The organism is Brachyspira hyodysenteriae ATCC 27164 (genome assembly GCF_001676785.2).
GTDB lineage: Bacteria > Spirochaetota > Brachyspiria > Brachyspirales > Brachyspiraceae > Brachyspira > Brachyspira hyodysenteriae.
Genome location: NZ_CP015910.2, coordinates 2301653 through 2327320, shown reverse-complemented (window position 1 = coordinate 2327320; position 25668 = coordinate 2301653). Strand labels below are relative to the sequence as shown.

General features: G+C 25.0%; 23 protein-coding genes. 8 read left to right on the top strand and 15 right to left on the bottom strand.

From position 1 onward, the window contains the following. Positions 1–19: 19 nt before the first annotated feature. From BHYOB78_RS10155 to ispG, 4 genes are all read right to left on the bottom strand, one after another. Complete coding sequence (locus BHYOB78_RS10155; RefSeq protein ID WP_020064041.1) at positions 20–1102, bottom strand: hypothetical protein; 1083 nt, start codon at positions 1100–1102, stop codon at positions 20–22. Between the two features lie 516 nt (positions 1103–1618). After that, positions 1619–2902 carry a hypothetical protein gene (locus tag BHYOB78_RS10150; RefSeq protein WP_020064039.1) on the bottom strand — a complete coding sequence of 428 codons (1284 nt, stop codon included), beginning with the start codon at positions 2900–2902 and terminating at the stop codon, positions 1619–1621. Further along, the gene (locus tag BHYOB78_RS10145) at positions 2892–4241 is read right to left on the bottom strand and encodes a tetratricopeptide repeat protein (protein WP_020064038.1); all 1350 of its coding nucleotides are present in this window, start codon (positions 4239–4241) and stop codon (positions 2892–2894) included. Before BHYOB78_RS10145 ends, BHYOB78_RS10150 begins: the two co-directional genes overlap by 11 nt. A gap of 179 nt (positions 4242–4420) precedes the next feature. After that, positions 4421–5488 (bottom strand): flavodoxin-dependent (E)-4-hydroxy-3-methylbut-2-enyl-diphosphate synthase, encoded by a 1068-nt coding sequence (ispG, locus tag BHYOB78_RS10140; protein WP_012670690.1) that lies wholly within the window; start codon positions 5486–5488, stop codon positions 4421–4423. A gap of 190 nt (positions 5489–5678) precedes the next feature. On the opposite strand from ispG, the gene BHYOB78_RS10135 reads away from it, so the two are divergent. Next, positions 5679–7676 (top strand): ATP-dependent helicase, encoded by a 1998-nt coding sequence (locus tag BHYOB78_RS10135; RefSeq protein WP_012670688.1) that lies wholly within the window; start codon positions 5679–5681, stop codon positions 7674–7676. Between the two features lie 95 nt (positions 7677–7771). Here BHYOB78_RS10135 and BHYOB78_RS10130 read toward each other — a convergent pair whose 3' ends face one another. After that, a complete protein-coding gene (locus tag BHYOB78_RS10130) occupies positions 7772–8203 on the bottom strand; it encodes a PepSY-like domain-containing protein (RefSeq protein WP_020064037.1) in 432 nt (143 codons plus the stop codon). Between the two features lie 287 nt (positions 8204–8490). Here BHYOB78_RS10130 and BHYOB78_RS10125 point away from each other — a divergent pair, with 287 nt between their 5' ends. Both BHYOB78_RS10125 and BHYOB78_RS10120 read left to right on the top strand, forming a co-directional pair. After that, positions 8491–8811 (top strand): hypothetical protein, encoded by a 321-nt coding sequence (locus tag BHYOB78_RS10125; RefSeq protein ID WP_020064036.1) that lies wholly within the window; start codon positions 8491–8493, stop codon positions 8809–8811. Between the two features lie 5 nt (positions 8812–8816). Beyond that, entirely contained in the window at positions 8817–9803 is a 987-nt protein-coding gene (locus tag BHYOB78_RS10120) for a DUF2157 domain-containing protein (protein ID WP_020064035.1), read from the top strand. Here the strand turns inward: BHYOB78_RS10120 and BHYOB78_RS10115 are convergent, their stop codons facing one another. Next, positions 9804–10976: a glycosyltransferase gene (locus tag BHYOB78_RS10115; protein WP_020064034.1), complete on the bottom strand. Its 1173-nt coding sequence runs from the start codon at positions 10974–10976 to the stop codon at positions 9804–9806. Between the two features lie 123 nt (positions 10977–11099). Between BHYOB78_RS10115 and BHYOB78_RS13620 the strand changes: the two genes are divergently transcribed. Next, positions 11100–11240: a hypothetical protein gene (locus BHYOB78_RS13620; RefSeq protein WP_167541832.1), complete on the top strand. Its 141-nt coding sequence runs from the start codon at positions 11100–11102 to the stop codon at positions 11238–11240. Positions 11241–11455: 215 nt separating this feature from the next. On the opposite strand, the gene BHYOB78_RS10110 is transcribed toward BHYOB78_RS13620, so the two are convergent. Then, positions 11456–12577 (bottom strand): glycosyltransferase, encoded by a 1122-nt coding sequence (locus BHYOB78_RS10110; protein ID WP_020064032.1) that lies wholly within the window; start codon positions 12575–12577, stop codon positions 11456–11458. 84 nt (positions 12578–12661) lie between these two features. Here BHYOB78_RS10110 and BHYOB78_RS13615 point away from each other — a divergent pair, with 84 nt between their 5' ends. Beyond that, entirely contained in the window at positions 12662–12808 is a 147-nt protein-coding gene (locus BHYOB78_RS13615; RefSeq protein WP_167541831.1) for a hypothetical protein, read from the top strand. Positions 12809–12962: 154 nt separating this feature from the next. Here BHYOB78_RS13615 and BHYOB78_RS10105 read toward each other — a convergent pair whose 3' ends face one another. The 4 genes from BHYOB78_RS10105 to BHYOB78_RS10090 form a co-directional block, all read right to left on the bottom strand. Further along, positions 12963–13772: a family 1 encapsulin nanocompartment shell protein gene (locus tag BHYOB78_RS10105; protein WP_012670683.1), complete on the bottom strand. Its 810-nt coding sequence runs from the start codon at positions 13770–13772 to the stop codon at positions 12963–12965. 35 nt (positions 13773–13807) lie between these two features. Continuing rightward, entirely contained in the window at positions 13808–14158 is a 351-nt protein-coding gene (locus BHYOB78_RS10100; RefSeq protein WP_020064030.1) for a demethoxyubiquinone hydroxylase family protein, read from the bottom strand. 407 nt (positions 14159–14565) lie between these two features. Further along, the gene (locus BHYOB78_RS10095; RefSeq protein WP_012670681.1) at positions 14566–15438 is read right to left on the bottom strand and encodes a glycine--tRNA ligase subunit alpha; all 873 of its coding nucleotides are present in this window, start codon (positions 15436–15438) and stop codon (positions 14566–14568) included. 175 nt (positions 15439–15613) lie between these two features. Then, positions 15614–17275, bottom strand: coding sequence for a methyl-accepting chemotaxis protein (locus BHYOB78_RS10090; protein ID WP_012670680.1), 1662 nt, complete (start codon positions 17273–17275; stop codon positions 15614–15616). A 180-nt stretch (positions 17276–17455) separates the two neighbouring features. Between BHYOB78_RS10090 and BHYOB78_RS10085 the strand changes: the two genes are divergently transcribed. The 3 genes from BHYOB78_RS10085 to purC all read left to right on the top strand — a co-directional run bounded on the left by BHYOB78_RS10085 (position 17456) and on the right by purC (position 20352). Beyond that, entirely contained in the window at positions 17456–18661 is a 1206-nt protein-coding gene (locus BHYOB78_RS10085; RefSeq protein ID WP_012670679.1) for an ATP-binding protein, read from the top strand. A gap of 385 nt (positions 18662–19046) precedes the next feature. Beyond that, a complete protein-coding gene (purE, locus tag BHYOB78_RS10080; RefSeq protein ID WP_012670678.1) occupies positions 19047–19535 on the top strand; it encodes a 5-(carboxyamino)imidazole ribonucleotide mutase in 489 nt (162 codons plus the stop codon). A 100-nt stretch (positions 19536–19635) separates the two neighbouring features. Beyond that, positions 19636–20352: a phosphoribosylaminoimidazolesuccinocarboxamide synthase gene (gene purC, locus BHYOB78_RS10075; RefSeq protein WP_012670677.1), complete on the top strand. Its 717-nt coding sequence runs from the start codon at positions 19636–19638 to the stop codon at positions 20350–20352. Positions 20353–20431: 79 nt separating this feature from the next. Here the strand turns inward: purC and BHYOB78_RS10070 are convergent, their stop codons facing one another. The 4 genes from BHYOB78_RS10070 to BHYOB78_RS10055 all read right to left on the bottom strand — a co-directional run bounded on the left by BHYOB78_RS10070 (position 20432) and on the right by BHYOB78_RS10055 (position 25598). Continuing rightward, a complete protein-coding gene (locus tag BHYOB78_RS10070) occupies positions 20432–20920 on the bottom strand; it encodes a hypothetical protein (protein ID WP_020064029.1) in 489 nt (162 codons plus the stop codon). Positions 20921–21016: 96 nt separating this feature from the next. Further along, positions 21017–22429: an amidophosphoribosyltransferase gene (gene purF / locus BHYOB78_RS10065; protein WP_012670675.1), complete on the bottom strand. Its 1413-nt coding sequence runs from the start codon at positions 22427–22429 to the stop codon at positions 21017–21019. A gap of 183 nt (positions 22430–22612) precedes the next feature. Next, entirely contained in the window at positions 22613–24589 is a 1977-nt protein-coding gene (locus BHYOB78_RS10060) for a BspA family leucine-rich repeat surface protein (RefSeq protein WP_020064028.1), read from the bottom strand. Beyond that, complete coding sequence (locus BHYOB78_RS10055; protein WP_012670673.1) at positions 24567–25598, bottom strand: deoxyguanosinetriphosphate triphosphohydrolase; 1032 nt, start codon at positions 25596–25598, stop codon at positions 24567–24569. Before BHYOB78_RS10055 ends, BHYOB78_RS10060 begins: the two co-directional genes overlap by 23 nt. Positions 25599–25668: the final 70 nt, after the last annotated feature.

The following is a 25668-nucleotide window of genomic DNA, read 5'->3' as shown; positions in this document are numbered from 1 at the left end:
TACATTAATATATTTAATATTATTGCTGTAAGTTAAAGTCTGAAAATAGATATATGTAAAAACTATCTGATTTTATATATGGTTTTAATTCTTGTATGCTTATATTGATAAAGCTGTATTCTAATTTTTCTCTGCCGAAAAAGAAATGAATAGTTACATAGCCGTCGGTATTAAAATATATTTCAGCATAATTAAGAGAAGTTATATATTCATCAAAATACTTTTCAAAATTATCATTATCATAATTGCGGGTTTGTTCTTTTATTTTATTTTTTAAAAAAGTTCTGAAATCTTCTGTATCGTATACTAAATTTCCTAAATAATTATTCATTTTTACCAATGAAACCGTAGTGAATATGCTTACATAAGATCTATATATTAATCCCTTTTCTCCATAGTATCCGTCAGAATAGTTCATAATAGAAAATATATTATCATCAAAATAATCAGAAATAGATGAAGATTCAGTATAATTTAAATTATTTTCTGAACTATTAGTTTTTAGGTTTTCATAGAGGCTATTATTCATGTCGTATATTAATTGATCTAATGTGATATTGGTTAAACTTCCTTTATATATTGCTAAAGATTTATCTTCTATGTATATGCTTCCTATAGAGCCTGAATTACCTTTATATTCTTTTTCTATATATAGTTCATAAATGTAGTGAACAAATTTAACTTTTTTTATACTGCATTCAGATGATTTATCTCTATTTCTCCATTTTCCATTTATATTGAAATACATTTCATTTTTTGAATTGATAATATTGTATAATTGATTTTCATTCAAACTAAAAGCAAAAATTTCATTATTAGGAGCTTTTATTGTTATTCCTTTTTTATCAATATTTCCTTCCAATTCTATTGTTTTATTTGTACCATCGTATTTATAATGCCCTTTTATTTTTATTATTTTACCTTCCATAATAGAATCAGGATTTTTTATTTTTATATACATAGTTATAGGAGATTTATCTATAGTACCATTAATTGTAAGAAGAAGGTATTTATCTATAGAAGCATTTTGATAAGTATTAGGATATATATTAAAAGTTATTATAATAAATAATATAATGGTTAATAGATAATTTTTTTTCATAATAAATACCTTTAATTATTGTATTTTAGTATTATTTATGGAGTAAAATTCGGTTTTTTATAGTTATTAATTTAATTTATTATATTTTTTAATAAAAAAATAATAAAAAACCTGCCTCATAGCTTAAAATATAAGACAGGCTTTTTATAATATTGATTGTTTTAATTTAAAATGATTATGTCAAATTAATTAAACGCTTTAGGTCCGAATCTCAGTCCTACTTTAACCTATATAAGAAGTAATGAATAATGATTCTATATAATTAGAAAGATCATATACCATAAAATCAACATTTGTATAATAAACCTATATTCATAACTATTTTATCAGTAAAGAATATATAATAATAAAAAGTCAATTTAGCATATTTTTCAATTATATTTATCATTTTTCTAGTTTTTACCTTACCTCCTTATAAGTCTTTAATATTAGGTTTATAAAATATTTTGACATTTACTATACGATAAAAATAAAATATTGCATTTGAAGTATGCATTTTTTTAAATACTTCAAAAATTATTTTAAAATTTTTTTAAAGAAATTATACCCTGAAATTAATTCTATACTTCTTTTATAATGCTTTTTTGATGATTTATGATAAAGTTTGTTAAAATTGTATAATTCTATATATCCTATAATAACTTTTTTATGATTATTTTTAATTATTGTTTCATAAATTATATTTTCATCTTTTTCTGTAAGATTTATATATTTGTCATTATTTTCATTGTTTATATTTTTTAATTCTTCTATATGTTTTTTAAAATATAAAAAATCATCATTAGAAATTCTGTCTGTAAAATATAAAAAATTTATAATATAATCATTAAAAAACTTATTATAATATTCTATATATCTGTTATATTTTATCTGATATTCTATTAATTCTTTATGCAATTGAATATACTCTTCTAAATATGAATCATTTTTATAATCCTCATAAGAAAATACTTCAAATATTTTTATAAGATTTTTTTTATAAAATGTTTCTTTATTATCTAATTTGAATTTCATATATGAATATTCTTTTTTTTCTTTTTTGATTTTTTTCAATGATTTATAAAATTTCCTATATATTCTTATAAGTTCATTATGTTCTTTTTCAGTGATTTTTCCTTGCTTGAAATTATCAAAAATAAAAAAAGGTATGAAGTATAATTTATAATCATAATATATCATTTTATCATTATTTACTGATTTGTAATTTTGAATATTTTTATAAAAGCATTTTATTTTAGCATTTATTATATTATAATAATTATTATTTTCGCTGTATAAAATATCTTTTAACTTACTCATTTCAAGTTCAAAATATTCTATGACAATATCAAATAATTCCATTTCTTCTAGAGAATAAAAATAACCTTCTTTGCCTTTTTCTTTGCTTTTTAATTTATATGCCGGAAATATATGTTTTATATATTTAGGCTGTTTTATTTTATCTTTGATTTTTTTTATATCTTTTTCATTTTCTATTTTTTTATTGTACAAAATATTATAATATTCTATAAATGCATCACGGCTTAAAAAATATGTATTAGATTTATTTATAATATTATTAATTTCATTTTTATCTATATACTGAATTTTTTTTGAAAGATCATAATCAAATATATTATCATTGTTTATTATTATTTTTCTTAACTTATAAGCTTTTTCAATATCTTTTTCTCTTCCTGATACGCTTTCAATCAAGTAAATATTTTTTTTATCATTTATAATATCTTTCAAAGATGAAATCTTCTTTTTGGAATCCTTATAATTGAATTCTATTGATTTTTTATTTATATCAAATACCATATTCTGTAATATCCGTTATTATTTCTTCTATTCTTTTATAATATTTATTTTCTTTTTCAATATTTTCCTTAGCTTTATTAAGATAATACAATCCCTCTTCTTTTAATTTATAATTCAAAAAAGAAATATCATATAATTCATATAAAGCAATTCCTTTAAGATATAAATACCAAAAATCATTTTTTTCTTTTAAAGATTCAATGTATTCTAAGGCTTCATTGCATAAATTTTCAGTAACATGAAAATCGTTTTCATATTTATAAATATCAGATAATCTCAAAGTATTAACTATTAAATTTATATTGATATTGTTGTTAATTTTATGTTTGCATACATTTTTATAATATTTCGTTTTTGCATAATTCTTATTATTTTTATCTACTTTGGAAAAAATTTTCAAAGCTTCTGCATAATTTTTCTTATTGAATTTTAATTTGGCACTATTATAGTACCCTTCAGAAAAGTCATTAATATCTTCATCTACTTCAATATCTAAAAATATTTTTTCATCTCTCATCAAACTATAATTGCACCAAGCTATATAATGATCGCATTTTATTATATCTAAAGGAGAATCAATATTATTTCTTACAAATATTTTCTGTGCTTTTCTGAAATCTTTTAAGGCTTCTTCATAATGTTTTAATGCATAATAAAGTTTTGCTCTGTTATAATAATTTTCTGCAAGTCTGGAATTAAGATTTATAGATTTATTAAAATCTTCTAATGCTTCATCATATATTTTAAGATTATATTTTAAAAATCCCCTTAAATTATATGCTTCATAATCATTATCATTATTTTTTATGAAGAAGTTATAATTTTCCATTATGTCTATATAATCATATTTTGATTTTTCTCTATTGAAATATTTCATGTATTTTTTTATTTGAGAAGAAGTTTTTAATATAAGTTTATTTCTATCATAATAGGATAATGGATTTTTAATAAAATTTTTAATATGCTTTTTTATTATAAAATTGTTAGATGAGTTTTTTAAATAATTTATATCGTTACTAATTAATTTTTCTAATTGTTTTTTTAACTTATTGTCTTTACATATTTCTAATAATCTTTTGCTTGCCTTGTATCTATAGCAATATGCTAATAGATAATGTTTATTATATTCTATAGTTTTTGAAGAGTAATGAATTGATATTTTTAATTTTTCTTCATCATTTTCTAATTGTGTTAAATATGCATATAAAAGATATAATTTATAATATTGCAATTCTTTATCTACTATATCTTTAAGAAGTCTTTCAGATAAAAAGTATAATTTATTTCTATACGCCTCATCTATATTGAATATTATATCTCTAATATTTTTTCTATGCATTTTCTATACTTTATTATAAGAAGATTGTAAAGAAAAAGTAGCATAAATTTACATTTTTTTCAATAATAATATTTTATTATTAAAAAAAAATTATATATTCTGATTATGCATTATTAATATATAAAAACATATCCTACTAATTTATAATTATTTAATCATATAATTTAATAAACTAGCTTTTAAAATTCTTCTATCTTTTTTGTAAGGAAAGTTATAATATTATCTTTAGCTATTTTTATAGGTTCATTTTCCTTTTCAAAAAATATAAAATTTCCATCACCTGTTCCAGCCACTCCGAAATCAGCATGCCTTGCTTCTCCTGGACCATTTACAACACATCCCATAATAGCTATAGTGATATTCTTTTTTATATTCTGAACATGTTTTTCTATAAAGCTTGCCACCTCTTCAACATTAACCTGACATCTTCCGCATGTAGGACATGATATTATTTCTATAGAAGGTTCATTTCTTATTCCTAAGAATTTAAGAAGCATTTTTCCAGCCATTACTTCTTCTACAGGATCTCCTGTTATAGAATATCTTATAGTGTCTCCTATTCCCTGCATTATTAAATATGATAATGCACTTGTACTTTTTATTAGAGAGCTTCTTAAAGTACCTGCTTCTGTTACTCCCAAATGTATAGGATAATCGAATTTTTCTCTGAATAAAGTATTAGCTTCTATTGTGGTTTTTATGTCTGAAGATTTTAAAGAAACTTTTATATTGGTGAAATCCAAATCTTCCATTAATTTTATATGTTCAGCGGCACTTTTTACCATGTTTTCAGGAGTTACTTCTTTATATACGCTTCTGTCTAAACTTCCGCCATTAACTCCAACTCTTATTGTAAGATTTCTTTCTTTGGCTTCTTTTATAACTTCTTTTACTTTTTCTTTGTCTTTTATATTACCAGGATTAAGTCTTAAAGAATCAATACCGCTTTTCATACTTTCTAATGCTAATCTATAATCAAAATGTATATCAGCAATTAAAGGAACTTTTGTTTGATTTTTTATTTCTTTAATGGCTTTAGCAGCATCCATATCCAAAACAGCAAGTCTTACTATATCAACTCCTGCATCTTCAAGTGATTTTATTTGATTAACAGTGTCTTTTATATTTCTAGTATCTGTATTTGTCATAGATTGAATGCTTATAGGATTATTTCCGCCTATCAAAACATTTCCAATTTTTACAGTTTTTACTTTTTTTCTTATATCATTAATATTATCTATATTCATTTTGTTTCCTTATAATTGCTTTTAATTAAAAAATTATGTTATTTATAGTATCATTTTCAAATATTTTTGCAAATATATTTTATTTTTTATATGCATTTTATAAATATGATGAAAAAACTAAAAAATATAAATTTTACATTATTTTAATATAATATATAATAACTCTTCAAAATGAGAGGTATTTTTAATTATGGCATTAATGTTAAATGAAGAACAAAGACAGGCAGTAGAACATATTGACGGACCATTGCTTGCATTGGCTGGTGCAGGTTCCGGTAAGACTAGAGTTATTACAGAGAGAATAGCATATTTAATAAAACATGGTGTACTTCCTAGCCAGATACTAGCTGTTACTTTTACAAATAAAGCAGCAGCCGAAATGCGTGAACGTATAACAAAACTTCTAAAAGAAAAACCAAAACAATTGGTAGTAAGTACTTTCCATTCTTTTTGTGTTAGAGTATTGAAAGGCGATATTGAAAAACTTGGATACAAAAATAATTTCAGTATTTATTCTTCATCTGACAGCCGTACTTTAATAAGAAATATTTTAAGAGAAATAAAAATTAACACTCTCAATTATGATGAAAATTTATTTGCTTGGTATATAGATAGATTTAAAAATAATTTGATGAAGCCTTATGAAGTAGAGCCTCATGATGATTTAGAAAAGATAGCAAAGAGAGTTTATGAAGTTTATCAAAGCTATTTAAAAGGATATAATGCAGTTGATTTTAATGATCTTATTAATCTTACAATAGATTTATATGTAGAGTTTCCTGAAGTTCTTAATAAATATCAGGAGAGATTCAGATATATAATGGTAGATGAATATCAGGACACTAATTTTGCACAGTATAAACTTACCACTTTATTAGCATCAAAATATAGAAATATTGCTGTTGTGGGCGATGATGATCAAAGTATATATGCATTCAGAGGTGCTGATGTATCTAATATATTATCATTTGAAAATGAATACCCTGATGCAAAAATAGTAACGCTTACAAAAAATTACAGAAGTACAAAAGCAATACTTGAAGCAGCACATTCTGTAATAAGCAATAATACTCAAAGAAAAGATAAAAAAGTAGTGGCAGAAGGCGAGGAAGGAATACCTCCTACTATAATGCCTTGCGAAGATGAAAGAGAAGAAGCTCAGTTTGTAGCAGACTCTATAATAAATTATTCTATAAGTAAAAGATTAAATTATGAAGATTTTGCTGTGCTTTTTAGAATGAATGCACAGTCAAGACTTTTTGAAGAGGCTTTCAGGCTTAGAGGTTTGCCTTATACTGTAGTAGGAGCTTTTCAATTTTATGAAAGAAAAGAGATTAAAGATATACTTGCTTATCTTAATTTATTCGTTAATCCTGAAGACGAAGTATCTTTGCTTAGGGTTATAAATATACCTAAAAGAGGAATCGGGGCTGTTGCAATAAATAATCTCAATGAAGCTAGTATAAAAAATGGAGTTTCATTATATGAGACATTGCTTAATTATGAGAGTATGGATGATATTTCTCCTAAGGCTAAGGCAGGTATAAAAGATTTTCTTGAAGTTATAGATCATTATCATAATTTATTTACTGTTGATAAAAATGCCTTAGAGCGTCCTAAACTATATGAAAACATTAATAAATTTTTAGATGTTATTGCTTATCATAATGAGATTTTAAACTCAAGCGATACAAAAGAGCAGGGTGCTAAAAAAATGGAAAACGTAGAATCTCTTATGAACGGCATACTTGAATATGAGAAATCAAATAAAAATGCTACTTTAAAAAATTATTTAGATAGAATTTTATTAATGAGTATAGAAGAACAAAATGATGATGAGGATAAAAAGAAAGGAATAATGCTTATGAGTATACATGCTGCTAAGGGATTAGAGTTCCCTTATGTTTATATATGTGGTATGGAAGATGGTATAATGCCTCATCAAAAGAGTTTAGATGAAAATGGATTAGAGGAAGAAAGAAGACTTTGCTATGTTGCTATGACTAGAGCTAAAAAGCATTTGACTCTTACATATTGCAGGAGCAGAACTAAAATGGGAAAAAAAGTTGAGTGTACACCTTCTGTATTCTTGGAAGAGATGAGTGCAAATTTGCCTGAAGAAATGGCTATGAATGAGGAGGAGTTTTTCTCTAATTTAAAAGCTTCTTTAAGACCTGAAAATAAATAATATTATTATTAATATCTATAAAAAAGAGGGCTTTTTATAGCCCCCTATTTTTATTTAGTATTTTTCATGAAATAATATTAATAATATATTTGTAATTAATCATCGAATTTCTGTCCCATTAACTGTCCATTAGAAGAGATGAATAATTCCATAAAGTTATTTAATTTTACTTTGTAATTGCCCCATTCTTTTTCTACATCTATTACAGCAGCCTGAGGATAAGTATTTCTTATAGTGTTTGCTATATTAGCAGGTAAAGCATTGAAAGGTACAGCATTATATTCGCCGTCTATGCTATGCCAATCACCATTGTATAAAAAGTCTATTTTAGAACCGTTTGATAATTTCACTTCAAATTTTCCGTCATCTCTTTCTACTTTCCATATTTGTACACCAGGATAAATTTGCTGTATGAAACTTTTAGCTTTTTGAGGAAGTGAAGAAGCAGGAACAACCCAATCAGCAAAAGCGTTTGAAGTAGAAATTATAGTTAAAGTTATTAATAAAGCGAATAATTTTTTAGTCATAGTTAAATCTCCTTTAATTTATAAATATTTGATTGTTGTTAGTAACTATGTAAATTATCTTTACAATTATAAGTATAGCCTAAAACAGGTATTTGTCAATATAATTTACAAAAAATTTACCTAAAATATAGATTTTAATATATTTTATAATACTTATTCTACATGTTGATTTATATAGACATAAAATTTATCTATAAATGTAAAATTTACTTACGTTTATGACTCTATTTTATAAATATTCGTTTTTAGCTATTGCAATTATTTTATTATAATATTTAATTATATATATGAGTAACAAAGATTTACAATTAATAGCTGATAAATTAAATGAACTTATTTCATATTTAGAAAATAATGATTTGGATAATTTTTTCAAACATAAAGATGAATTTTGTAATTTAATAATATTAGAAAATAGTGATAGTTTCAATGACAGTATAAAATCTGATATTGAAAATATTGTTCCTTCCAATTTAATGAATACTTTTATGAATTTTATTAAATATATAAGAGCTTTAAGAACTATGAAGCATAATGATAATGATTATACTAGATATACATTAGATAATATAAAATTTATAAAAAACGAAATATTTAAAGACTATTAAATATTATGGGAAGCAAAAACAGATTTTTACTCAAAGAATTAAAGAAATGGAATAAAGATAATCTCATAACTGATGAGCAGTTTGAAACATTATCCAAAAGATACAGAGATGATTATATAGATTGGCAGCCTATTATAAAAGCTATAATGATAACAGGTATTATAATGGTATCAATTGGATTTATAGCCTTTATAAGTTTCTATATTTTTTCTCTTTATTTTATAGCATTTTTATTTGCTTTGCTTTTTGTATCGGGATTTATAATTGACGAAATTTTTAAAAGAAAAGATATATATTTGCCTAAAACTTCCTCTGCTATAATAGCCATTTCTTCAATATTTTTATCAGCATTTATTTTTACTGTATCATATATTATAACTCATAATAAAGATAATTTTATTTTATTATCTCTTATAAGTATAATATTATTTTTTATAATAGCTTATATAAAAAGAAATTATGCTGTGCTTTCAATAGCTGTTATAGGGTTAATTACTTGGTATGGTTTTGAAGGTTTCGATATTATACCGGAAATAACTTTCAATATTAATAATTATATAAGATTTATTATAACAAGCATATTAATGTTTTTAATAGGTATAACTAATATAAATAAAAAATTAGGGGAGAGATATTATAATTTCTCAATCATATATTATACGGTTGGTATATTATATTTGAATATAATACTTGCTGTAATGTCTATATTGGGAAATTCAAATGAAGTTATGATATTTAAACCTAAGACTATGGAATTATTAATATATAGTATTTTGTTTTTTGTATCAGATATAATAACTTTTATAATAGGCTATAAATTAAAAATTTCTTCAATAGTAAGATATTCTATATTTTTCATTATTTTAAATATGTATATAAGATATTTTGAATATTTTTATTTAGAAATGAATGCTTGGATATTTTTTATCATACTTGGAATATTCACTATATTAATAGGCGTAATAATAGAGCGGATCATAAAGTATAAATAATTACCATAACTTATCTTGATTTTTTATAGCATATTCAAGAGGTTTTTTTAAATATCTATTATAAAATTCTTTTGTAACATATTTTTTATCAATATCGAAATATTTATCACCAAAGATCAAATATGTATTTTTAGCAAATTCTGAATTATATTTATTATTATTAACAGATAATATAATATCTTTCATATCTTTCCAAGTTGTATTTTTTATGTTTAAAACATCTATATGTAATTTACTATTCAATGTAATTCTTCTTTTTATAAAACCAAAATGAATCCAACAAAATCCAATTATAACTGTTGGTCTTAACTTATTAATTATTTCTAAACCGTTTGCAGTATACAATTGATATTTATAATTTGAATCAGGCTTCCATATATTATGGTCTCCTACACATCCATTAAATATGAAATCGTCTGTATATAATAATAATTCATCATTATTTATAATAGTATTAAATCCTCCAAGTTCTAAACTAAAATCATCTACGCTTTTAATCCTATTATATATTATAAGTTCTTTAAATGAAAATAGATATTCATATGCAAACATTTCAGGAATTATGTCTTTATTAAAGATTTTTTTTATGAAATAAGATCTGAAAGTATTTCTTAGTTTTTTTATTGGAATATACCATGCTATTTTATCAATTTTTAGAAAAGATAATATTTTGGTATCAATATTTCTTTTATCGTTTATGTCTATTAATAATGCTTCCCTTATATCTAGTAATTTTTTTGTAAAATATACTTGATCAGCATCTATTTTCATATAATATCTATATTTTATTTTTACATAACCAAAATTATAATAATTATATAAATAATGTAATTCAGAATATTTTGTAATATATTCATCTTTATCATATTTTATTAAATTTGGAGCATAATAATAAATCCTTATTTTGTCAGGATATTTATTTTTATACTCTTTTAAAATTTCTTCCGTATTATCAGTTGATTTATTATATGTGATTATAAGTTCATCTAAGGCATCAATGCAGGAATCTATACATTCAGCTATGCTCATAGCCTCATCTTTTACTCTTAAATGTCCAGATATACCTAAAGGACGTTCTTTATCAAGTACTTTGAAATCTTCTTCTTTTATAATATAATCTTCAGGATTAAACTCTTTATTTTTACACTGTTCACATTCGCAATGGTATGACATTTTATACTCCTAGATTATATCATTAATAATTTTGTATTGAAAATTGTAGTTATTTTGAAGTAAAATTTTATTAAATATAATATTATGCAATAGACTAGTACACCTATAAGAGAAAATAGGTTTTTGTTTGAATTTACAATTTTTATTAGATGCTTGCTTGCTTGCTTGCTTGCTTGCTTGCTTGCTTGCTTGCTTGCTTGCTTGCTTGCTTGCTTGCTTGCTTGCTTGCTTGCTTGCTTGCTTGCTTGCTTGCTTGCTTTATAAGAACATAAAGCTATTATATTTTGAATTGAAATTGTATTTAACATTTTAATAAATTATATAGTAAATTAATAAAAAAACAATATATAAAAATAAAACTTATAGAGAACAAATTATATTTAATAATAATTGATAGAAATATTAATTATAATAAGTGAAAACTATATTATAAATACTATATATTTTACATATGAATTAATATCATAATCTATATGTAATTACCATAATTTATCTTGATTTTTTATTGCATATTCAAGAGGTTTCTTTAAAAATCTGTCATAAAATTCTTTTGTTAAATATTTTTTATCATTATCAAAAAAATGATCTTTATAATACATATGTATCATTGGTATAGCAACTTTATATATGAAATTTTCTTTTCTATTTATATCTTCGTAATAGATTACATCAAATCCTTTTGCTAAACTATGTTGTTTTTTTATGTCTCCTAAATGAACCCATAAAATTCCAGTACCGCATATATGGAATTTATCATCCAAATGAATATTTTCTGTAACAGCATTTTTTTCCATTATATATTTTGATTTACTATTTGGAATCCATATACTATGATCTCCTACACATCCATTTAATAGATTACCAGTATTCAAACAAAGTTTATTATTAAATTTTATTAAGTTAATTCCGCCTAATGAAAAATAGCAACTTTTTCTTATAATAAGTTTATAATATAATATTAGATCATAAATATCAGAAATTTTATCAAGATCAATATAATTACTATTTAAAATTTTATTTAATAGTTTTTTCTCTTTTTTATATCTCAATATAGATCTTATTTTTCTAATAGGGATAAACCATAGAAGTTTATTATAAAAATTAAGTTCTGATATTTCTTTTGAAATATCTTTAAATAAAGCTTTCCTAATACTTAATAATTTATCAGTAAAATATATTTGATCAGCATCTATTTTCATATAGTATTTATATTTTATTTTTATATAGCCATAATTATAATAATTACATAAATTATGCAAAATAGGAAATTTTTCCAAATACTTATTATTATCATATAAAATTATATTAGGCTTATAATAATAAAGTCTTATTTTATCAGGATATTTTTGTGCATATTCTTTTAATATTTCTTCTGTATTGTCAGTTGATTTATTATATGTGATTATAAGTTCATCTAAGGCATCAATGCATGAATCTATACATTCAGCTAAGCTCATAGCCTCATCTTTTACTCTTAAATGTCCTGATATACCTAAAGGGCGTTCTTCATCTAGTACTTTGAAATCTTCTTCTTTTATAATATAATCTTCAGGATTAAATTCTTTATTTTTACATTGTTCACATTCGCAATGGTATGACATTTTAGACCTCATATTGTATATGTTTATAATTAATTTTGAAAAATGTTAAAATGTAACCGATTGCATAACATGATATGCAATTAAATGATGTACCTATATAAGAAAATAGATATTTATATAAATGAAAATATATTAGATTATTGCTTGCTTGCTTGCTTGCTTGCTTGCTTGCTTGCTTGCTTGCTTGCTTGCTTGCTTGCTTGCTTGCTTGCTTGCTTGCTTGCTTTATAAGAACATAAAGCTATTATATTTTGAATTGAAATGGCATTTAACATTTTATTAGATTATATAGTAAATTAATAAAAAAACAATATCATAAAAACAAAACCTGCAGATTTATTTATCTGCAGGTTTTATAATTTTTAAAGAGTTATTATGAAACAAACTATTCTAAAACAACTATTGCATTAGAGTCTTTTATTCTAGGTATTATAGTTTCCATTATTCTAAAGCTATGATTTAAATCCTTCTGTTCTAAATATGCAGTAGACATATCTATTCCAACAGCTAAATCCATATATTGAGGTTCAGCACAAATCAATGCAGCTTTCTTTCCTTTTATAACAGGTACATTGTAAAGATTTCCAATCATACTAGATATTCTTTGAGCTTCTGTCATTCCAGTTCCTTGCTGTATTCTCTGTAGGTCAAAATATAATGATTGGCTTAAACATAGTACGAATCTTCCAACAATGCCTTTTTCTCTAATCATATTTATAGCTTTAACTATATCAGTATAAGGATTCTCACCTTGTCCCCAATCAGAGATTTGTAATTTTTGTGCTCCTTCAGCATTAAGTATACCTTTTAATTCAAGAAAATCATTTCCATTGAATATTAAATTGTCTTCTTTATTAGCAAGTGTCTGAGCAGCCTGAGATACTATTGATAAATCTAAAGGAAGTTTATTTGAAATATTATTTTCCAAATCTCTCCATAATAGAGTGAAATCCTGATAAATTTGAGGCAGCTCAACAGATTTTCTTCCTGAAGTTTTTACGAAACCATCTTCAAAAACTTCTTCTCTGTCGCTCTTATCATATTGAACGCTTATAGCACCTGCACCGAGAGGCCCATAAATAGATAAAAATCTTCTTCCTATAAGTGTTCTGCTTGCTGTTTCAACAACAACTTTATCTATATTCTGCCAAAAACTTTCTTCAAAAGGCGAACTTTCTCTAGCTAAATAATCCATATATTCCTCCTTGTATTAATAATTTTTAAAACTTATCAGTCTTTTTTCAAACTTCCAACTGTAAGTCCGGATAAATTAGGTTCTTTTATTCCAAGCTCTTCCATCATCTCTTTAACTTCTAATTGTCCGGATTCAAAATGTTCTGCTTCTTTAGGGTCTAAATGTCTAAGCAAAGCCATAAGCTCTCCGACATGTGCTTTTTCTTCATCTCTTATGTCAGCTAATACTGCCTTTGCAACCGGATCATCTGTAGCCATAACATGAGCATCATACAGATATATAGCCTCCAATTCTCCAGCAATATCAAGTCTTACAGCTTGTATTAATTCTTCTTTAGTCACTTTTCTATTAACATTTGCATTAAACGGATTTGCAAAACTAGGCATAATATTAGTCTCCTTTTTTAAAAATAATTACTTAATAGTATTAATTACTAATAATATTATACAAGATAAAAAAATAATGTCAATATTATATATAATAAAAATAACCTTTTTCATATTAAAAAGTAATAATGTATTTGTTATATTTTATATTAATATGTACAATAAATATTGAATATAAAAATAAACCGGTAATATAAAGATATATTTAAGATAAACCAATTATAACAAAAAATAATTAAATTTATAATTATAAAGCATTACAAAATAAAAATAAAAAGCTGCCATTATATAAATGACAGCCTTATAATTAATATTTTTTTATTATCGCTTTAAAAACTTAATAAAACAATTAATATATAGTCTTTAGTAATAATATTATAATAAATAATAATTTTTAAATAAATAACTTACTTATTTTTTATTAATGGATAACCTAATTTTTCTCTTGATTCTATATAAGCAGCAGAAACTTTTTTCATAAGTTCTCTTACTCTAGCAATATATCCGGCTCTTTCTGTTACGCTTATAGCATTTCTAGCATCTAGCATATTAAATACATGCGAACTTTTCATAACCATATCATAAGCAGGAAGTACACATCCATTAGCCAAGCATCTATCGCATTCTTCTTCGTATTCTTTGAAATGTCTGAAATACATATCAGTATCAGCAACTTCAAAATTGTATTTAGAAAATTCTTTTTCTCCTTGTAAATGTACATCACCGTATTTTATTCCATGTCCCCATTCCAAGTCATAAACATTATCTATATTTTGCAAATACATACATATTCTTTCAAGTCCGTAAGTAATTTCACCTGTTATAGGTTTTAAATTTATTCCTCCAACAGCTTGGAAGTATGTAAACTGAGTTATTTCCATACCATCAAGCCATACTTCCCAACCTAAGCCCCAAGCACCTAGAGTAGGGGATTCCCAGTCATCATGAACGAATCTTATATCATGATCTTTAAAGCTTATTCCTAATGCTTCCAAACTTTGTATATATAAATCCTGAATATTTTCTGGAGATGGTTTCATTATAACTTGATACTGATAATAATGCTGAAGTCTGTTAGGATTTTCTCCGTATCTTCCGTCTGTTGGTCTTCTTGATGGTTCTACATAGGCTACACTGAAAGGCTCTGGTCCTAATGCTCTTAATGCTGTTGCTGGGTTAAATGTACCTGCTCCTACCTCTAAGTCATATCCCTGCTGTATTATACATCCGTTCTCGCTCCAAAATTTATTTAAAGTCATAATTAAATCTGTAAATGTCATAATAGATATATCTCCATTGTTTTTTATTAAAAATCAAATAACGATATCAATTATATAATATGATTAATTAAAATGCTATAATTAATAGCAAAATATTATTTTTTTTAATATAATAAAAAAACAATAACAGTAAATGATACCGTTATTGTTTTTATATGAATAAATATTTTTTATATTACACTTTAAAGAAATGCATTAAATCAACTAATTCTTTAGCTTGTCCCATTAATCCTTCAGAAGAAGCTGTTGCCTGTTCTACTAAAGCAGCATTCTGCTGAGTGGATTGATCCATTTGAGATACTGCTACATTAACTTGATCAACTCCTGCCTGCTGTTCTACTGCCATAGCACTAATATCCTGCATAATTCTAGAGGTATCTTCTATTTTTTGTTCTATGTCCATAAATATTTCTTTGGATTTTCTGGCAGTTTCTGTAGCTGTTTTTATTTTCTCATTAGCATCTGCTATAAGAGAAGTAATATCTTTAACAGAAGACTGACTAGTTTGAGCTAGGTTTCTAACTTCAGTAGCAACAACAGCAAAACCTTTACCTTGTTCTCCTGCTCTTGCAGCCTCTACAGCAGCATTAAGAGCTAATATATTAGTTTGGAATGCTATATTTTCTATTATTTTTGTAATGTCTGTGATTTTATTACTTGCTTCAAATACAAGTTCTATGTTATTTGTAGTAGCTTCAATTATTTCTCCGGCTTCCTGAACAGATTTTTCAGAATCCTGCATCATTTGATTTCCTCTTACAGAATTATCAGCAGAAGATTTTATAGTAGATGCTATCTGTTCCATAGAAGAAGCTGTTTCTTCCAAATGAGAAGCCTGCATTTCTGTTCTTGTTGATAAGTCAGTATTTCCTTGTGCTATTTCTGTAGCAGCTTCAGATATTTCTTTAGAGCTTTGTAATACTCTTGAAATAATTTCTCTTAAATGTGATATCATATCTCTGAAACTTTTAAGTAATGAAGCAAATTCTCCATTACCTTTGCATAATCTCTCATCTATTTCTGCTGTCAAATTACCATTAGATATTTCAGAAGCTAATTCTACGCATAATCTTAAATTTTTTCCTATAGTTTTTCCTAAAGAAGCCAAGAACACTACAACAGATGAACCTACTAATAATAAACCTATAAAAAATAATATAGTATCATTTCTTACTTCATAAGCTGCCGCACGTAACTTTATAGCATTATCGCTTTCTAATTTATCAAAAAACTGGCTTATAGGAGTCATTATCTCTGAAACTCTTCTTTCATATTCATCACCATTAACTAATTCTATGGCTTCTAATTGTCTTGCCTTATATTCATCAGGTATAGTTCCGTCTGCATTTCTTGGTATTGATTTTATTATATCCATAGCCTGAACTTCTAATTTTACCAATTCTTCAGATCTGCTTTTTGATAAAGCCAAAAGATCAAACATATCCTGAGAGAAGTTAAGTTCTTTCATAACATCTGCATATGATTTTGTCTGTCCGTCTTGATATGGTTTAGTACCGCTTCCTAAGTATAGAGACCAATATAATCCTCTGTCATAATTCATTGGTGTAGGCTTTGTTCCGCCTGATATTCCTATACAGTCATTATATGCTTGTTCGTATTTTTGATTAGCAGTTGCTACATAACTTCTAACAAATTGAGTTAAATAGGCTGAATTTTGCTGATACTGTCTTGCTATAGCAGATGATTTTATAGTATGCTGATATATATTACTATATTCTGTAACACTTCTTACTATTCTAAACTGAAGATATATTAATAGAATAGTAACAGCAAAAGTGTAAATACCAAATATAATAAACCTTGTCCTTATTTTCATATTCAACCTCATTTATTCATATACTTTTTACAATTTTCGGAATCGAATAATTTATAATACAATTATTATAGCATATAAATTAATAAAATATTACAGTAGTGTAGAAAAAATTAAAAATAAAATTAAAATACTTGAATATTTTTGTAATAAATTTACAATAATCGGAAAATTAAAAATGGAATGGAAAATATTATGAATGATAAAATAGTAAAGATGAGAATAGGGTTTTCTAGTATAGTAATATTTAGGGATATACTTAAAAATAAAGTAATAAAAAAGCTAATTAAGTTTTTAGAAGCTTATGATGATGATAATAAAAACAATGAAATAAAATTGATAGATTATTATTCAGACTTTTTATATGAACTTTTTAAACATAATAATAATATAGCTGATTATTTATTAACTTATATATTTAAAGATGATAATATTTATATAAGTAAATATATAAAGAAAGATAATTTAGATTATAATTTGGAAGAGTCATTAAAAAATGAATTAAATTTTTTTGAATTTTTATCTTCATTTGACTTTAATACATTATTTTCAGAAGAATATTCAAGTCAAATATCAAAATTAGACTGTGATGAAATAAACTTTTATGAATTATATAAAAAACATATAGAAGAAATGTCTAAAAAAGGTCATGGAATATTTTATAATAATAATATGTTTACTCTCGATGACAAAAAGAATATAATACCTGCTAAACATCAGGATATGCAGGATATAAAACATTTATATGGCTATGAAAGAGAGAGAAGCAAGGTTATAGCAAATACTAAAAGTCTTCTTGAAGGTAAAAAAGCAAATAATATACTTCTTTACGGAGATGCCGGAACAGGAAAAAGCAGCACTATAAAAGCAGTAGCAAATATGTTTAAAGATGATGGATTAAGACTTATAGAAGTTAAAAAAAGTCAATTATCATTTATAACTGATATAATAGAAGATTTGAGTTTTAGTCCTCTTAAATTTATAATATTTATAGATGATTTAACATTTTCTTCAAATGATGATACTTTTTCATATTTAAAAGCTATACTTGAAGGAGGAGTTAATTCTTTCCCCTCAAATGTTGTAGTTTATGTTACTTCAAATTACAGACATTTAATAAAAGAAAATTTCCAAGATAGAACAGGAGATGATATTCATATAGAAGATACTATTCAGCAGATAATGAGTTTAACTAATAGATTCGGTATAATAATAACATATCAAAGACCTGATAAAGATTTATTTACAGACATTGTACTTTCTTATGCTGAAATTAATAATATAAAAATGGATAAAGATGAATTAATAAAACAGGCTGAAGGCTATGCTATAAGAAGTGCAGGAAGAAGTCCTAGAGTAGCAAAACAATTTATAGAATCATTATTATAATTTTATATAAAAAATGGGTTATTTTTATTTATTTAAAAGTAACCCATTTTTAATATTATGTCAAAAACTGTCATGCATATATACTATAATACTATTATATAAAAATTAATTTATGAGTTTATTATGCTTCCTTTTAATCCGACTTTTATGTATAAATGCAATTCATGCGGAAAATTTTTTCTTCTAAAAAAGACCTTCCGTTCTTAATTTATTTGGGTTTGGTGCTAAATGTCCAAAATGCGGAAGTAAAGACACTAAGTCTATGGATCATATCATAAAAAAATAAATTTACTTTTTTATTTTTCTTATATTAATTTTCTTAATAATATTTGACTATACTATATTTTTATTTATAATATATTGAAATTTATTATTAGGAGAAAACATGAAAGTTGCTATAATATTTGGAAGCAGATCTGATACTGATAAAATGAAAAATGCTGCTTCTTGTTTAAAAGAATTTGGAATAGAATATAAAGCCTTTGTTCTTTCTGCTCATAGAGTGCCTGAACATCTTGAAAAAACTATAAAACATATAGAAGAAAATAATTATGAAGTAATAATAGCTGGTGCAGGACTTGCTGCTCATTTACCTGGTGTAATAGCTTCAAAAACAATACTTCCTGTTATAGGAGTTCCTATTAGTGCAAGCAATCTTGACGGAATGGATGCTTTACTTTCTATAGTGCAGATGCCTAAACCTATTACTGTTGCTACTGTTGGTATTAATAATTCTTATAATGCAGGTATGCTTGCTGTAGAAATGCTTGCTTTAAAATATAGCGATATTAAAAATAAATTAATTGCTTACAGACAGAAAATGAAAGAAGATTTTATTGCTGATAATGAAAAGCCTATTGAATTTGATATTTAATGAGTTTTTATTTTTAAAATACTATATAGTAAAATAATTAAAAAAGATATATAATAAATAGAATATATATAAAAAGTTTAACTATAATAGGAGTTAATATATGTCTAAAGAAAAAAAAGAAATGATGTACGAGGGAAAAGCTAAAAAGATTTATGCTACAGATAATGCTGATGAAATAATCGTGTATTATAAAGATGATGCTACTGCTTTCAATGGAGAAAAAAAAGGCTCTATAAAAGATAAAGGGGTTATGAATAATGAAATAACAACTTTACTTTTCAAAATGCTTGAAAAAAATGGAATTAAAACACATTTTATAGAAAAATTAAGCGACAGAGAACAGCTTTGTCAGAAAGTTAAAATTTTCCCATTGGAAGTAATTGTTAGAAATTTAATAGCAGGTTCTATGGCTAAAAGACTTGGCATAGAAGAGGGTACAGTTCCTCCTAATACTATATTTGAAATTTGCTATAAAAATGATGAATACGGTGATCCTTTAATCAATGATCATCATGCTGTTGCTTTGAAGCTTGCTACTTATGATGAATTAAAATATATTTATGAAGTAACTGCAAAAGTTAATAATTTATTAAAAGATGCTTTAGATAAAATAGGTATTACTTTAGTTGACTTCAAAGTAGAATTTGGTAAAAACGATAAAGGTGAAATACTTTTAGCTGATGAAATTACTCCTGATACTTGCAGATTCTGGGATAAAGAAACTGGTAAAAAATTAGATAAAGACAGATTTAGAAGAGATTTAGGTTCTATTGAAGAGGCTTATATAGAAGTTTTAAATAGACTTAATAATCTATAATTTATAGTTTTAATAAAAATAAAGACTTTGCTTGATTTTAATATTCAGCAAAGTCTTTTTAATTATTATTAATTAAATTTTATTTTTCTTCTTTTGCTTTTTTAATCTCTGTTATTTTTACTTCTTTGACTTTTTCATCGGCAGTTTTTTTAAGTGTAAGTTTTTCTCTGTCTTTCTCAGCTATATAATAGTTATTTCTTAATTTTAATACTAAATCTTTAGCACCGTTAATACCGTCATTTTTCTTATATGCCTGAATAATTATTTGTATTAATGATATAGTAGACGGAAGTCCTATATATATAATTGCCACGCCTGCAGAAGGAATAGTAGCTATGGAAGAAGCTATTAATGCTTTATCTTTTCCGAATTTCTTTGATGATACTATAGCAGTAGCAGCAACTAAAACGCCTCCTATAAGAACGCCCCATGCTATTTTTCCTGTATTTTTTATGTTAGAAACTTTATTTCCAAGCTTATGTTCTATATAAATAACATCATCATCTGACATAAGAGCATTTACTAACTCTTCTTCATTCATACAAATTTTATAAGAAACTTCTTTCATAATAATTTCTAACCTCAACTTTATTATATGTTTTCATAATTATATAATAAATTTATTGATAAAAAAGTCAATTAGTACATAAATATTTTTATTATGTCAGCAAGTTTTTTCAGCTAAAGGTTTGTTTGGTATTTCAGTAGGATATTCTCCTGTGAAACAGCCTATACAGTAATTCTGATTTTGTAAAGCTTCAAGCATATCTTCTATAGTGAGATATTCTAAAGTATCAGCATTAATTTCTTTTCTGATTTCTTCTACAGAGAGTTTAGCTCCTATAAGCTCTTTTTTAGAAGATATATCAACTCCATAGTAGCAAGGACTTTTTATAACAGGTGAAGCAGATCTGAAATGCACCTCTTTAGCACCTGCTTTTCTAACAATATCTATTAATATTCTGCTTGTAGTTCCTCTAACCAATGAGTCATCTATAAGTATTACTCTTTTTCCATCTATTAAATGTCTTAAAGGATTGAATTTTAATTTAACTGTTTCTTCTCTTGAAGATTGTTCAGGCATTATGAAAGTTCTTCCTATATATCTATTTTTTACCAAACCTATGCTATATGGAATGCCGCTTTCTTTAGCAAATCCTAATGCTGCTATTGTACCAGAGTCCTGAACACCTATAACTATATCAGCATCTATTTTATTTTTCTTGGCAAGCAATACACCTGTTTGGAATCTTACATTATAAACATTAATGCCGTCTATATTGCTTTCAGGGCGTGCAAAATATATATGTTCAAAAGCACAAGGATAATGTTTAACCTTATCTTTAGCATATTTAAATGATTTTACGCCTTCTTCATCTATTATAACCATTTCTCCTGCTTCTATATCTCTTATAAATTTAGATCCTACAGCATCCAAAGCACAAGACTCAGAGGCTAGAAAATAATCGCCGTTAGCATTAGTACCCAAACATAAAGGTCTTATTCCATATGGGTCTCTTACACCTATAAGCTTACCATCTACTACTATAACAAGAGCAAAAGCACCTTTTATAATATTAACGCATTCTTTAATACCTTCTATAAAGTTACTAACTGTTTTTCTAGCTATAAGTTTTATAATAACTTCTGTATCGGAAGTGGCATTGAATGTTGCTCCTCCTTCTTCAAGTTCATATCTTAATTCTTCAGCATTAGTTAAATTTCCATTATGAGCTATGGCAATTTGTCCTAATCTGAAAAGGTTTTCAAGAGGCTGAGCATTTTCTATTTTACTAGCACCTGTAGTAGAGTATCTTACATGTCCTATAGCAATATTTCCTTCTGTATCTTTAGGTATATTGCTTGAAAATAGGTCTGATACAAGCCCCATAGATTTATAAGTAAATAAATGTTTGTAATTTGATACGGTAATACCTGCACTTTCCTGTCCTCTATGCTGTAAGGAATAAAGTGCATAATTTAATGTTTTTAATATATCTTTCTTTATTTCTTTAGAATAAATACCAAAAACTCCGCATTCTTCTCTAGGTTTATCATTAAATTCAATATTATTCATATATTATTATAACCAACTTTATTTTTATTTTTAACTTGTCAATATTATAATTAATTGCGTTTTTATACAATAGATTTATTGAATATTTTTTTTATTATTATGTTTGCCTCTACTAACAATAGATGCCAGCTAAAGCTGCTATCTGCTCCGTCTCGCTTTTATTAAATCAAACTTTATATAAAACTATTTAATCAAATTTTCCAAAATCAAAATGCTTCCGTACATAAATCTGTAAAATAAATGTTTATTATTCTCGTTTCTGCCTTGAATAGATATTTTTATATCAATTTCATCATTGTAATTTGAATTTCTATTAAAAGGAGCTTCTATATATAATGATAAGCCGCTGTAATTATCTAAGTATTCATAACCATTAACTTCTTCATAATATTCAGAAATTTCTTTAAATGCAAATTGAGAAGCGAAATTTTTTATATTTGATACTGTTGCTGTTATGTTATTATATTTATTGAACTCGTCTTCTAAATTATCTATTATTTGAATCTGTTTAATAGGCTGTGCTATTTCATAATCAGATAATTGATTGATGCACTTTATTATTGAATCTTTATTTATTTCAGTAGGGGAGGATAAACTTATTAAATTATTTTCATTCAATGTTATATAATCATCATTTATATCAATGAAACTTCCATCTCCTAAATATCTAAAAATATTTATAAAATTTTCATTCTCATCGTATAAGTTCCAAAATAAATTTACAGAATACTGACTCAAAAATGAATTATCAATATAAATCTTTTTCCAAAAATCATAACTCAATTTTCTTCCGTTCATAAGAAGCATTAATATTTTTTCTCTTTCTCTTTTTACAATATTTTTTATTTCTTTTTTCATGAAGTTTATTTCTGATTTTAATTCAGATGAAAAAGTTTTTGGAATAGTTTTTAATATTTTTTCTTTTTCTGTTATATCGTATATATCAACAGACATTTTTGAATTGACGGATATTTTATATTTTTTATCTTCTATATTTATTATTCTCTCTCCGTTTTTATTCAATGAAAAATCAGGAATTAATAAACCGCTTAACTCATCTCTATTTATTTTCATTCTATCGGCTATAACATCTAGTGCTGAATTAGAGGCATTTCTAACGCTTTCAATCTTTGATTTTCTAGCCATTTCATCTATTAAACTTAAAGCATATTTTCCGTCATTTAAAGCCAAAATATAAATATAATATGAACGCGGATAAAATTCTTTGCCTTGAATACTTTTAGCATAATCTTTTATAATATTTCCTTTTCCATATATTCCTACTATTATTCTTGAAGCGATTTTACTTCTGTCATTTTCAAATATTTTATATGCAGTATTCCTGAAACTTTCTATATCTATTAAATCTATGATATTGTCTATAGTTTTTAATCTAATTACATTGTCTTTAACTTTCAAATAATTTCCGTAAATGAATTTAATTATTTTAATATCAATCTTTTTAGTTTTATCTCTTGAGAGAATATCATATTCATCTTTAATAAATTTTAAATTTTTATCAAAATATTCTTCATAATTATTGTTAACATAATCCTGAACTTCTTCTATGCTATTAAACTTTACTTCATTTTGGGATTCTATTTTTTCTCTGTATTCTATAATGCTTTCAAGTTCATTATAATGTTCTTTTTCTAATTTTGTTCTAAAGGCTATAACTTTTCTGTTTTTAGAAGTAATAATAGTTTTGTATATATCTTTTATATCAATATCTTTTATTTTATCAAAATCTTCATAATATAGATTGATTCTAAGATTAAGAGGAAGTTTATTTATATCAATATCATTATTAAATACATCATAAGCTTCTTTTATATTATCAAGATTCCATTTATCAGGATATTTATTGAAAGCTGATGCATTAAAAAACATATATGAAATTTTTTTAAGGTTTGAAGTATCCCAATTATTCAAATCATTATTGAAGTAATGAGCATCTTTAAACATACCAATCATATCATAAACATTTGAAGTATTCCAATTTTCTATGCCTTCAAAATTCTTTCTTTTGCTTTCTTTGAATAAAAAGCTCATATCTTTTATAAGACTTGTATCTATATTGTATAGATTTATATTTTCATCATCAGTTAATTTTTTTAATTCTTCTTTGTTTTTAGGTTTATATATAATTAAATTTTCCATAAGTTATTTTTTTATGAAGATTAATGGCTTCAGAATCTGTGAGATGTGCAACATAATCTTTTACTAATTCTTCATCGCTGTTATAAGGTATATCTGCTTTTTTGAATAAAGTATCTTCTTCTATAATATCTTTATGCTTTAATAAATATTCAAATATTGTTGATATTATTCTGTTTACTCTTTCAACATCTTCAAGTATTGCTTTGCTTTCATAAACAGTTTTAAACATGAAAGCTCTTAAATCATTAATAGCCTTCAAAACTTTTTCATCAATATCAATTTCCATCTTTTCCATGCTGGCTTCTATAACACCCATAATCATAGTGTCAGCTCTCTCACCATAAGTAGTGCCAAGAACTTTAACTATATCTTTAGGTAAGTCTTCATATTTAAGAAGTCCGTATCTTATAGCATCATCAACATCATGGTTGGCATAAGCTATGGTGTCTGATATTCTTACTATCATACCCTCATTAGTTGAAGGTCCTGATGAGTCAGCAATAAGTTTTCCGTTTTTTCCTTTGGTATGCTTTATGATACCGTCGCGTACTTCAAAACTTAAATTTAATCCTTTGCCTTTTTCAAGATGCTCTACTACTCTTAAAGAATGTGAAGAATGATGAAAACCTTTGAAATATTTTGATATAGCCCTCTCTCCTGCATGTCCGAATGGGGAATGTCCTAAATCATGTCCGAATGCAATAGCCTCTGTTAAATCTTCATTTAGTCTTAAAGCTCTTGCTATGCTTCTTGCTATTTGCATAACTTCAAGAGTATGAGTTAGTCTTGTCCTGAAATCACCAACTGAAAGCATTATAACTTGGGCTTTATCTTTAAGGCGTCTAAAATATTCGCTATGTACTATTCTGTCTCTATCCTGCATATAAATAGTTCTTATATCGTCTTTTTCTCTAGGGTATACTGTACCTTTACTATCTGCTGAGAAAGATGCAGCAGGTGATAAAAATCCTTTTTCTCTAGTTTCTATATCAAGTCTTATAGTTCTCAAAATATTTTCCTTATATAATTAAGATATTAAATAATAAAATAAAAGTTCTAATATTCTAATAATTATGTTA

Coding starts and splice junctions, on each gene's coding strand:
- BHYOB78_RS10090 (WP_012670680.1), bottom strand. CDS start 17,275: ATGAAAATAAGGACAAGGTTTATTATATTTGGTATTTACACTTTTGCT.
- BHYOB78_RS10095 (WP_012670681.1), bottom strand. CDS start 15,438: ATGACATTTACAGATTTAATTATGACTTTAAATAAATTTTGGAGCGAG.
- BHYOB78_RS13615 (WP_167541831.1), top strand. CDS start 12,662: ATGATGTACCTATATAAGAAAATAGATATTTATATAAATGAAAATATA.
- BHYOB78_RS10100 (WP_020064030.1), bottom strand. CDS start 14,158: ATGCCTAGTTTTGCAAATCCGTTTAATGCAAATGTTAATAGAAAAGTG.
- BHYOB78_RS10130 (WP_020064037.1), bottom strand. CDS start 8,203: ATGACTAAAAAATTATTCGCTTTATTAATAACTTTAACTATAATTTCT.
- BHYOB78_RS10110 (WP_020064032.1), bottom strand. CDS start 12,577: ATGTCATACCATTGCGAATGTGAACAATGTAAAAATAAAGAATTTAAT.
- BHYOB78_RS10105 (WP_012670683.1), bottom strand. CDS start 13,772: ATGGATTATTTAGCTAGAGAAAGTTCGCCTTTTGAAGAAAGTTTTTGG.
- BHYOB78_RS10060 (WP_020064028.1), bottom strand. CDS start 24,589: ATGGAAAATTTAATTATATATAAACCTAAAAACAAAGAAGAATTAAAA.
- purE (WP_012670678.1), top strand. CDS start 19,047: ATGAAAGTTGCTATAATATTTGGAAGCAGATCTGATACTGATAAAATG.
- BHYOB78_RS10135 (WP_012670688.1), top strand. CDS start 5,679: ATGGCATTAATGTTAAATGAAGAACAAAGACAGGCAGTAGAACATATT.
- purF (WP_012670675.1), bottom strand. CDS start 22,429: ATGAATAATATTGAATTTAATGATAAACCTAGAGAAGAATGCGGAGTT.
- BHYOB78_RS10070 (WP_020064029.1), bottom strand. CDS start 20,920: ATGAAAGAAGTTTCTTATAAAATTTGTATGAATGAAGAAGAGTTAGTA.
- ispG (WP_012670690.1), bottom strand. CDS start 5,488: ATGAATATAGATAATATTAATGATATAAGAAAAAAAGTAAAAACTGTA.
- BHYOB78_RS10150 (WP_020064039.1), bottom strand. CDS start 2,902: ATGGTATTTGATATAAATAAAAAATCAATAGAATTCAATTATAAGGAT.
- BHYOB78_RS10155 (WP_020064041.1), bottom strand. CDS start 1,102: ATGAAAAAAAATTATCTATTAACCATTATATTATTTATTATAATAACT.
- BHYOB78_RS10085 (WP_012670679.1), top strand. CDS start 17,456: ATGGAAAATATTATGAATGATAAAATAGTAAAGATGAGAATAGGGTTT.
- BHYOB78_RS10145 (WP_020064038.1), bottom strand. CDS start 4,241: ATGCATAGAAAAAATATTAGAGATATAATATTCAATATAGATGAGGCG.
- BHYOB78_RS10120 (WP_020064035.1), top strand. CDS start 8,817: ATGGGAAGCAAAAACAGATTTTTACTCAAAGAATTAAAGAAATGGAAT.
- BHYOB78_RS10115 (WP_020064034.1), bottom strand. CDS start 10,976: ATGTCATACCATTGCGAATGTGAACAGTGTAAAAATAAAGAGTTTAAT.
- BHYOB78_RS10125 (WP_020064036.1), top strand. CDS start 8,491: ATGAGTAACAAAGATTTACAATTAATAGCTGATAAATTAAATGAACTT.
- purC (WP_012670677.1), top strand. CDS start 19,636: ATGTCTAAAGAAAAAAAAGAAATGATGTACGAGGGAAAAGCTAAAAAG.